Annotated in this window: 5 protein-coding genes; 3 read left to right on the top strand and 2 right to left on the bottom strand. The window is 72.3% G+C overall.

Annotated elements, in window-relative coordinates; translation table 11 throughout:
• A partial coding sequence (locus I4I78_RS24500) for a carboxymuconolactone decarboxylase family protein (protein WP_218613839.1) occupies positions 1–488 on the bottom strand: 488 nt, incomplete at its 3' end.
• Between the two features lie 337 nt (positions 489–825).
• On the opposite strand from I4I78_RS24500, the gene I4I78_RS24495 reads away from it, so the two are divergent.
• The 3 genes from I4I78_RS24495 to I4I78_RS24485 are packed head-to-tail and all read left to right on the top strand — an operon-like array spanning position 826 to position 9,271.
• Positions 826–2,796, top strand: a complete 1,971-nt coding sequence (locus I4I78_RS24495; protein ID WP_218613838.1) for a 3-oxoacyl-ACP synthase III family protein — start codon at positions 826–828, stop codon at positions 2,794–2,796.
• Between the two features lie 14 nt (positions 2,797–2,810).
• Positions 2,811–8,510 (top strand): carboxyl transferase domain-containing protein, encoded by a 5,700-nt coding sequence (locus tag I4I78_RS24490; protein WP_218613837.1) that lies wholly within the window; start codon positions 2,811–2,813, stop codon positions 8,508–8,510.
• Complete coding sequence (locus I4I78_RS24485; protein WP_218613836.1) at positions 8,507–9,271, top strand: 3-oxoacyl-ACP reductase family protein; 765 nt, start codon at positions 8,507–8,509, stop codon at positions 9,269–9,271. The genes I4I78_RS24490 and I4I78_RS24485 overlap by 4 nt, the downstream gene beginning before the upstream one ends.
• Positions 9,272–9,347: 76 nt before the next feature.
• Here I4I78_RS24485 and I4I78_RS24480 read toward each other — a convergent pair.
• The coding region (locus I4I78_RS24480) for a glycoside hydrolase family 3 N-terminal domain-containing protein (protein ID WP_226380360.1) at positions 9,348–10,449 on the bottom strand (1,102 nt) is incomplete at its 5' end.

Here is a 10,449-nt window from a genome sequence, read left to right as displayed (position 1 = left end):
AGGGCGGTCATGAGTCGGGCCAGGCCGAGGTAGTGGCCCGCCACGAGAGCGACCTCGACGATCTGCTGCTCGTCGAGAAGGCCGGACAGGGTCGCGTAGTCCGGGTCGGACACTTCTCCGTCACGCACCAGGTCGGCGACGAATCCGAGGACCGCGCGTTCGGTCGGGTCGAACGGTGCGCCGTCGATCTCTCCCCGTTCCAGGGCGTCGATCTGTTCCTGGCTCACGCCCGTCGCGAGAGCGATCGGGACGTGCTGCACCCATTCATAGCGTTGCGCCAGACGACCGACCTGCAGGATCGTCAGCTCGCGCAGGGACGGGGCGAGTGCGAGGTCGTTGAGCAGTGCGCCGCCCAGGCGCAGCCAGGGCGTGAACGCGGTCCGCGCCCGGGCCATCAGGCCGAAGACATGCGCCTGCGGCAACCGGCCCAGCGCGGACGCGGTCTCCGGCGGGGCGTTCTCGGGGTCGACGTACTCCACGCGTGCCATCGCCCGACCGTAGCCCGCCCGGGGCCGGGGCGCCCACGCGCCGATGGACCGATCATCCATAGTGGACAACCAGCCGCGCGTGACATGCGACGACACCGGAAATTCACGAAAACGCGCGAGTAGAACTCGTCGGTAATATCCCCGAATGTAACTCGCGGGTAACCGTCACCGTTGACCGACAATGCGTGAGCGTGCACACTCCGGGGTCGGATCACATACCGATCGAGGGCGAAGTGCGGATATCGTCACGGGCACCGCACCACTCGATCGCCCGGCCGGCCCACCGCGCGCAGCCAGGTGATTTTCGCCCGGCAACCACATGCCCAGGAGGTCGCTGATGAAGCCGTTCGTGGTCAACAGCCATGATCGACTCGTCTTTCCCGCCAATTTCTTCGCCGAGCTCGACTTCTCGGTGATCAATGACCTGGATCAGTTCACCGCAATCGTCGAGCGCGATTTCGAGTCGAAGGCACCGACCGGGACCGACATCCTCGCCCGGATCACCGACGGCGCCTACCCCAGCCGGTTCGAACTGCTCCGCGACATCGGGCAGAACCTGTTCTGGGTCAACCGGTTCTCGATGACGATGTTCGAGAAGCGGCCCACCCGCTGGCGCGACCTGCCCCGGCACCGCGGCGACGTCTACCTGCCGGTGCTGACCCCGTGGGAGGACGGCGACAAGAAGGTCCGCGCGGTCCGGGAGGCGTTCGAGGCCCTCGACCCGACGTGGGACGACGCCACCGAGCGCCGCGTGTTCGACCTGCTCTTCGACGTGTTCGGGCACCGCCGCCACCACGCGACCGAGCTGCCGGCGGTCAAGCCGACCGTCGCCCAGTTCCTGGACACCCCCGGCGCCCTGACGTTCGTCGTCGGCGAGCACGACCCGGACTACCCGGTGTTCACCCAGACCGAGATCATCGACGCGTCGGCCGACCGGCCCGAGCTCGAGGCGCTGACCCGCTGGGCGATGGTGCTGCACAACCAGTACCCGTGGGACCGCGCCGGCACCGAGCTGCGCGTGGCCGAGGACATCGGCGACGACGACCACGTGATCGCGTTCCACCCGCGCAACCGCGACGTCTCGGCGTTCCTGGACCGCGTCTCCGGCGCCCGGCCGCCCCGGCGCCGCCGCGGCGGGGTCCCGGCCGAGCCGGTCGAGCCGGTGCGCCCGCTGCCGCCGGTCCGGGTTCCCGAGGCGTTCCGGGTGCAGCCGAGGATCGAGTCGCTGGCCGTCGTGCGCGGCGAGTACGTCTGCGACAACACCGATGTCGTGCGCAACTCCGCGTTCTCCTGGTCGCCGATGAGCGCAGCCGAGATCAGCAAGAAGACCGGTATCGACCGGCGCCGCTACACCGAGCTCGACATCGAGGACCTGGCCCTGGAGGCGGCGAAGGCCGCGCTCGCGCACTCGGGCCGGCGCACCGACGAGATCGGCGCCGTGCTCGTCGCCACCTGCACCAGCGAGCGGCTGATCCCGTCGCTGTCGACGTGGCTCTCCGGGCAGCTGGGGCTGCTGCAGACGCACTGCTCGGCCGACATCGTCGCCGCCTGCGCGGGCCTGCCCTACGGCCTGTCCGAGGCCGTGCGCCAGCTGCAGGAGGTGGACCGGCCGGTACTGCTGGTCTGCGTGGAGAAGTTCTCGGACAAGATCGGCAGCGTCCGGACCTCGCGGATGATCTTCGGTGACGGCGCGGCCGCGATGGTCGTCGCACCGGCCCCGGACGGCGAGCCCGGCGACGTCGAGGTGCTGCAGACCTACGCCTCCGGTCCGGTCTCCCAGGTGAACTCGATCATCTGGCCGAACCCGGAGTTCGACAACGACATCACCGTCTACGGCCCGGAGGTCAAGGCGCTGGTCGCGCGCTACCTCGCGCAGATGATCGGTGAGCTGGGCGAACAGCCCGCGCCGGCCGGTGCCGTGGGCGCTGCAACGCTGCTGGAGGCGATCGACCTGATCGTCCCGCACCAGGCCAACAAGACGATGATCTTGCAGCTCGCGGCGGATGCCGGCTTGTCCGCCGACCAGCTCTACTTCAACATCGAGGAGATGGGCAACGTCTCGGCCGCGTCGATCCCCATCGCGATGTTCGACGCGGTGCGCGACGGGGCGATCACCGGCCCGACCCGGGTCTTCGCGCCCGGCTTCGGCGCGGGCGCCGTGGGCGGCTACGCCGTGCTGCGGATCGACCCGTCGGTGATGGCTCCCGAGGTCCGCCTGGACCCGGCGCCGACACCTCCCGGCGCCGCCGCGGCACCGGCTGCGGCCGCCACCACCTCAGACGACGTTCGCATCGCCTTCGGCGAGTGAGCAGGATAGGACCTATGTTCTCGCGCATCGCCATCGTCAACCGCGGCGAGCCCGCCATGCGGCTCATCAACGCGGTCCGGGAGTGGAACGCCGAAAGGGGTTCCACGCATCCTCCGCTGCGCACGATCGCCCTGCACACGGCCGTCGACCGCCGCTCCATGTACGTCCGGGAGGCCGACGAGGCCGTCCTGATCGGACCGGACGACCCGGACGACATGGGCCCGAGCCCGTACCTCGACCACGCCGAGCTGGAGCGCGCGCTGCGCGCCTGCCGCGCCGACGCGGCCTGGCCCGGCTGGGGTTTCGTCTCGGAGAAGGCCGACTTCGCGCAGCTGTGCCGCGACATCGGCGTCACGTTCATCGGCCCGTCGCCGGAGGTCATGCACCAGCTCGGGGACAAGATCGCGTCCAAGCAGCTGGCCGAGTCGGTCGGCGTGCCGATGGCGGCGTGGTCCGGCGGCCCGGTCGCCGACGTCGCCGCGGCCCGCACGGCCGGCGAGTCGATCGGCTACCCGCTGATGGTCAAGGCCACCGCGGGCGGTGGCGGGCGCGGCATCCGCCACGTGGCCTCCCCGGACGCGCTCGACGACGCGTTCGAGCGGGCGTCGTCGGAGGCGGGCAGGACGGCGGGCGACGCGACCGTGTTCCTGGAGCGCGCGGTGTCCGGCGGACGCCACGTGGAGGTCCAGGTCGTCGCGGACGCCACCGGTGACGTGTGGACGCTCGGCGTGCGCGACTGCTCGGTGCAGCGGCGCAACCAGAAGGTGATCGAGGAGTCCGCGTCGACGGCGCTGGACGCCGAGCAGGAGGCGCTGCTGCGCCGCTCGGCGGCCGACATGGTGCGCAAGGCCGGCTACGTCAACGCCGGGACCGTGGAGTTCCTCTACGAGCCCAAGGAAGGCCTGCTGTCCTTCCTCGAGGTCAACACCCGCCTGCAGGTCGAGCACCCGGTGACCGAGGCGTGCACCGGCGTCGACATCGTGAAGCTGCAGCTGCACGTCGCCGGCGGCGGGACGCTGGCCGAGCTCGGGTGGGGTGGGGAGAACGGTGCCGCACCGACCGGTTCCGGGCACGCGATCGAGGCGCGCCTGACCGCCGAGGACCCGGAGCGCGAGTTCGCCCCGGCGCCCGGCCGGATCGAGCACCTGGCGCTGCCCAGCGGGCCCGGCATCCGGGTGGACACCGGGGTCGCCGCGGGCGACGTCATCCCGCCGCAGTTCGACTCCATGATCGCCAAGGTGATCGCCTGGGGCCGCGACCGCGACGAGGCACGCGCCCGGCTCTCGCGTGCGCTGCGCCAGACCGCGACCGTGATCGACGGCGGCAGCACCAACAAGGCGTTCCTGCTCGACCTGCTCGACCGCCCGGAGCTGGTCTCCGGCGAGGTCGACACCACCTGGCTCGACACCATGATGGCCGCCGGGTACACGCCGCCGCGGCGCCTGGACGTCGCGCTGCTGGCCACCGCCGTGCAGTCGCACGACGGGCACGCGGAGCGCCAGCAGGAACGTCTGTTCGCCTCCGCCGAGCGCGGGCGTCCCGAGGTCGGCTACGAGACCTGGCACCAGACCGACGTCACCGCCGCGGGCCAGTCCTACCGGCTGCGCGTCGCGCGTACCCGCAACAACCGGTACCGCGTGGAGCTGGACCCGCCCACCGGCGGAGGCGGCTCCTCGTCACCTACCGCCGGAGGCGGCTCCTCGTCACCTACCGCCGGAGGCGGCTCCTCGGCACAGACGGTGGACGTCGACGTCGAGCGTTCCGGTCGCTTCGAGCGCCGGCTCACCGTCGGCGGCACGACCTACGCGGTGCTCTCGGTCGCGCAGGACTCGGACTTCATCGTCGAGGTCGACGGCGCGGTGCACCGGATCTCCGGCGGCGAGGCGGGCATCGTCCGCGCCCCGGCCCCGGCGATGGTCGTGGCGATCCCGGTGCAGCCCGGGGACACCGTGTCCGAGGGCGACGTCGTCGCCGTCGTGGAGTCGATGAAGCTGGAGACGAGCCTGCGCGCACCGTTCTCCGGCACCGTCGCCGAGCTCCTCGTCCCGGCGAACACCCAGGTCGAGGGCGGCACCAAGCTGATCCGCCTGGAACCGTCCGCGGACGACGACGCCCCGGTCGCGGACGAGACCGAGCGCACCGACCTGAGCGCCTTCGGCTCGGACGCCGACGGCACGCCCGCCGACGCGGCGGCGGACGCCCTGAGCGCGCTGCGCTCGCAGGTGCTCGGCTTCGACGTCGACGAGAGCCAGGCCCGCCCGCTGCTGGCGCGGCTGCGGACGGCGCGCGAGGACCTGGCCGAGGACGACCCGGCCGTGCTGGCCGGCGAGATGTCGGTCCTGCGGATCTTCGCGGACATGTGCGCGCTGTCGCGCAACCGCAGCGAGACCGACGACGAGACCGGCGAGACCGACCGCAACCCGCAGGAGTACCTCTACGCCTACCTGCGCTCGCGCGACGTCGACGCGGACGGGCTGCCCGAGTCGTTCCAGGCCAAGCTGCGCCGGGCGCTGGCCCACTACGGGATCTCCGACCTGAAGTCCGGCGGGCCCGAGCTGGGCCAGGCCCTCTACCGGATGTTCCTCGCCCACCGCCGCGCCTCGCAGCAGGCGCCGGTCGTGCTGGACCTGCTGAACTGGCGGCTGCGCCACCCGCGCTCGCTGACCGGGCTGCCGGCCGCGACCCGCGACGAGTACCTGCGCACCCTCGACGAGCTCGTCGTGGCCACCCAGCTGCGGCACCCGGTCGTCGGCGACACCGCACGCCAGGTCCGCTACCGCGCGTTCGACGCGCCGGTCGTCGCGGCCGCGCGCCGGGAGGTGCTGGCCCAGGTCCGCGCCACGCTGGACACGTTGACCGAGAACCCGGGCGCGCAGAACCGCGCCGAGCTCGTCGACAGCCTGGTGGCGAGCTCGGAGCCGATCCTGGGCGTGTTCGGCACCCGGCACAACGCCGCGCTGCTGGAGGTGATGACCCGGCGCTACTACCGGGTACGCCCGCTGCAGCACATCGAGCTGACCGAGCACGCGGGCGCTCCGCTGCTGCAGGCCCGCTACCAGCACCTGGGCAACGACCGCACGCTGTTCGCCTCGGTGATCGACAACAACGACCCCGACGGCGCGGCGGCGACCGCGGCCGAGCTGCGCCGCCTGGTCGGCGAGCTGGGCGAGGGCCGCACGGCACTGGTCGACCTCTACGTCACCTCCACCCACGCCGACGACGGCGGCGACAGCGACGCCCGGGCGGAACGGGTGCGCGCCGCGCTCGGGCGGGTGCCCGGCAAGATCCTGCACCGGGTCGCGGTCGCGGTGCGGCCGAACCCGCGCGAGACCGTCGACGACGCCGCGGCCGAGGGCCCGACCTGGTTCACCTTCCGTCCCGACGCCGGCGGCGACCTGGTCGAGGACCGCACGCTGCGCGGGATGCACCCGCTGGTCGCCGACCGGCTGCGCCTGTGGCGCCTCTCGGCGTTCGATCTGCAGCGCCTGCCCGCGGCGATGGACGTGCACCTGTTCCGGGCGACCGGTAAGAACGTCACCGCCGACGACCGGCTGATCGCGATGGCCGACGTCCGCGAGCTCACCGTGCTGCGCGACGAGGACGGGTCCATCCGGTCGCTGCCGCAGCTCGAACGGGCGCTGGACGCCTGCATGGACAGCCTGCGGGCGGCGCGGTCCTCGGACCGCGAGCTGGCCCGGCTGTCCTGGAACCGGATCCAGCTCTACGTCTGGCCGCCGGTGGACGTGCCGCTGGCCGAGCTGGACTTCGTCGTCGGGCGCCTGGCGCCGCGCACGGCCGGCCTGGGGCTGGAGCAGGCGCTGGTGGAGTTCCGGGCCGCCGCGCCGGACGGGAGCGACGAGTCGGACGAGACCCGCCCGTTGGTGCTGCGGATGTCGCGTCCGGCCGGTTCCGGGCTCAGCGTGCGGCTGACCGAGCCGCCGACCGAGCCGATGCGCGAGCTCGACGCCTACGACCAGAAGGTGCTCAAGGCGCGCCGCCGCGGCGCGGTCTACCCCTACGAGCTGATCCCGCTGCTCACGGCGCCGATCGACGCCGGACCGGGCACGTTCACCGAGTACGACCTCGACGAGGACGGCGTGCCGGCGCCGATCGAGCGCGCCTACGGCAACAACGCCGCGAACCTGGTGCTCGGCACCGTCACCGTGCCCACTCAGCGGTACCCCGACGGCATGACCCGGGTCGTGCTGATCGGTGACCCGACCCGGGCGCTGGGCGCGATCGCGGAGCCGGAGTGCCGCCGGGTGCTGGCCGCGATCGAGCTGGCACGCCGGTTCGACGCGCCGGTGGAGTGGTTCGCCGTCTCGGCCGGCGCCAAGATCGCGATGGACTCCGGCACCGAGAACATGGACTGGATCTCCCGGGTGCTGCGCGGGATCATCGAGTTCACCCAGGGCGGCGGCGAGATGAACGTCGTCGTCACCGGCATCAACGTGGGCGCCCAGCCGTACTGGAACGCCGAGGCGACGATGCTGATGCACACCCGCGGCATCCTGGTGATGACCCCGGACTCGACGATGGTGCTCACCGGTAAGCAGTCCCTGGACTACTCCGGCGGCGTCTCGGCCGAGGACAACTTCGGCATCGGCGGCTACGACCGGATCATGGGGCCGAACGGCCAGGCGCAGTACTGGGCGCCGGACCTCAGCGGTGCGGTGGACGTGCTGCTGAGCCACTACGCCCACACCTGGACCGCCCCCGGCGAGCGGTTCCCGCGCCCGGCGCCGACCACCGACCCGGTCGACCGCGACATCACCACCTCGCCGCACTCCGGGCCGAACTGCGAGTTCTCCCGCCTCGGCGAGATCTTCGCCCGGGAGACCAACGGCGAGCGCAAGAAGCCGTTCGACATCCGGTCGGTGATGCGCGGTATCGCCGACACCGACCACCCGACCACCGAGCGGTGGACCGACATGCACGACGCCGAGTCGGTCGTCGCGCTGGACGCGCACCTGGGCGGGCAGCCGATCGCGATGGTCGGCATCGAGTCCCGGCCGATCCCGCGCCGCGGGCCGCTGCCGGTGGACGGGCCCGCCCAGTTCACCGCGGGCACGCTGTTCCCGCGCTCGTCGCGCAAGTGCGCCCGGGCGATCAACGCGGCCAGCGGCAACCGCCCGCTGGTGGTGCTGGCCAACCTGTCCGGGTTCGACGGGTCCCCGGAGTCGCTGCGCGGGCTGCAGCTGGAGTACGGCGCGGAGATCGGGCGGGCCATCGTCAACTTCGACGGCCCGATCGTGTTCTGCGTGGTCTCGCGCTACCACGGCGGCGCGTTCGTGGTGTTCTCCGGGACGCTCAACGACAACATGGAGATCGCCGCCGTCACCGGCTCGTACGCCTCGGTGCTCGGCGGGGCGCCCGCCGCGGCCGTGGTGTTCGCCGGCGAGGTGAACGACCGCACCGCCAAGGACCCCCGGGTCACCGACCTGGAAGCGCGGATCGCCGAGGCGACCGACGCCGGGCGCGAGCCCGACGCCGCCGCCCTGCGCGGCGAGCTGGCCGGGCTCCGGCCGGACGTCCGGTCGGAGAAGCTCGGCCAGGTCGCCGACGAGTTCGACACCAAGCACTCCATCGAGCGGGCCCAGCAGGTCGGCTCGGTGGACCGGATCGTCACCCCGGAGCAGCTGAGGCCCTACCTGGCCGACGCCGTGCAGCGGGGCATGCACCGCACTCTCGACACGATCGGAGAACGCCCATGACCGCCATTACCGACACCAATCCGGAGCAGAAGGTCGCCATCGTCACCGGTGGCGCGCGCGGGATCGGGGCCGCCATCACCACGGCCCTGGCCCGGTCGGGCGTGCACGTGGCGGCCGGCTACAGCTCCAACGCCAAGGCCGCCGAGGAGCTGGCGGGCAAGCTGGGTGCCGAGGGCGCGTCGGTCTCGGTGCACCAGGGCAACGTCGGCGAGCCGGACGACTGCTCCCGGGTGGTGGGCGAGGTCCTCGAGCAGCAGGGCCGGGTCGACTACCTGATCAACAACGCGGGCATCACGGTGGACAAGACGGTCCGCAAGCTGACCGTCGACGACTGGCACGCGGTGCTACGGATCAACCTGTCCGGCGCGTTCTACATGTCCAAGGCCGTGCTCGACCACATGACCGGCAACGGGTTCGGCCGGATCGTCAACATCAGCTCGGTGATCGGGCAGAAGGGCTCGGTCGGGCAGGCGAACTACGCCTCGTCCAAGGCCGGGCTGATCGGCTTCTCGAAGAGCCTGGCGCAGGAGGTGGCGAGCAAGGGTGTCACGGTCAACTGCGTCGCGCCCGGCTACATCGAGACCGAGATGGTCGCCGCTGTCCCGGAGAAGGTGCTCAACAAGCTCCTGGCCAACGTCCCTATGGGCCGCCTGGGCCAGGCCAGCGAGATCGCCCGCACGGTGCAGTTCCTGGTCGACGACGACGCCGGCTACATCACCGGCTCGGTGATCTCGGTCAACGGCGGCCTGGACATGGCCTGACCCTCACCGCACACCCGCACACGACGACGGCACCCTCGCCCACCGGGCCGGGTGCCGTCGGCGCGTCGTGGGGAGGTCAGGTGCGGGCGCAGAGGCCCTTGGCGGCCAGGACCCGGGCGACGGCGCGGTCGTTGTCGGCCGCCGTGATCTCGCCCCGGTCCAGGGCGCCCTCGGCGGCGTCGAGCAGCGGGGCGACCTTCGTGACGTTGGAGAACAGGGCGATGTCGGTGCCCGCCTCCAGGGCCTTCGTGGTGGACGCGGCGAGCCCGAAGCGGTCGGTGATCGCCTTCATCGCGCCGAGGTCGTCGGTCATCACGACGCCGTCGAAGCGGTACTTCTCCCGCAACAGCTCGTAGACGGCGGGCTCGAGCGAGCTGGGCACGTCCTTCGTGAGCCCGGGGACGTCCAGGTGCCCGACCATCACGCCGGCCCGGCCGTCGAGCGGCTTGCCGGGCCCGACCAGGTCGCCGTAGGGCAGCAGGTCGCGCTTCTCGAGCTCGGAGAGCGGCGACGTGCTGACCGCGCCCTTGTGCGAGTCGCCGCTGGAGTGCCCGTGCCCGGGGAAGTGCTTGAGCATCCCGTAGACGCCGCCTTCCTCCTGGCCCTGCGCCCACGCCAGCGCGTAGCGGGTGACGACCTCGGGGTCGTCGGAGAACGAGCGGTCGCCGATCACGTCGGAGCGCGGCTGGTCGGAGGTGTCGACGTCCGGTGCGAGGTTCCAGGTGACGCCGCGGGCGCGCAGCTTCTCCGCCCGGTCCCTCGCCAGCTCCCGGACCTGCTCCGGGGTCTTCGACGCGGCCATCGAGCGGGCGCTGGGCAGGTCGCCGTCGAGGTCGTCGATGCGCTGCACGCGCCCGCCCTCGTCGTCCACACCGACCGACAGCGGCGTACGGCTCGCCTTCTGCACGGCGTCGAGCGCGTCGTCCTGCAGCAGGGCGGTCTCGTTGCCGCCGAGGAAGATCCCGCCGACCTGCGAGTCGCGGACGATCCGCACCGCACCGGCCGGGTCGGCGGCGTCCACCCCGACCATCAGTCGCTGGGCCAGACGGTCGCGCGGCGACAGCGCGTTCACCATCCCGGTGCAGTCCGGGAGCCCGTCCGCGGCCCTCGGCACCGCCGCAGCGGGGGTCACGGGCGCGGCGGGGGTCACCGGTGCGGCCGGGCCGGTGGCGGGCGCC

Source organism: Pseudonocardia sp. KRD291, from assembly GCF_019263595.1.
Taxonomy (GTDB): domain Bacteria; phylum Actinomycetota; class Actinomycetes; order Mycobacteriales; family Pseudonocardiaceae; genus Pseudonocardia.
Note: the sequence above shows the minus strand (reverse complement) of the source record. Positions and strands in the feature narration are given on the sequence as shown.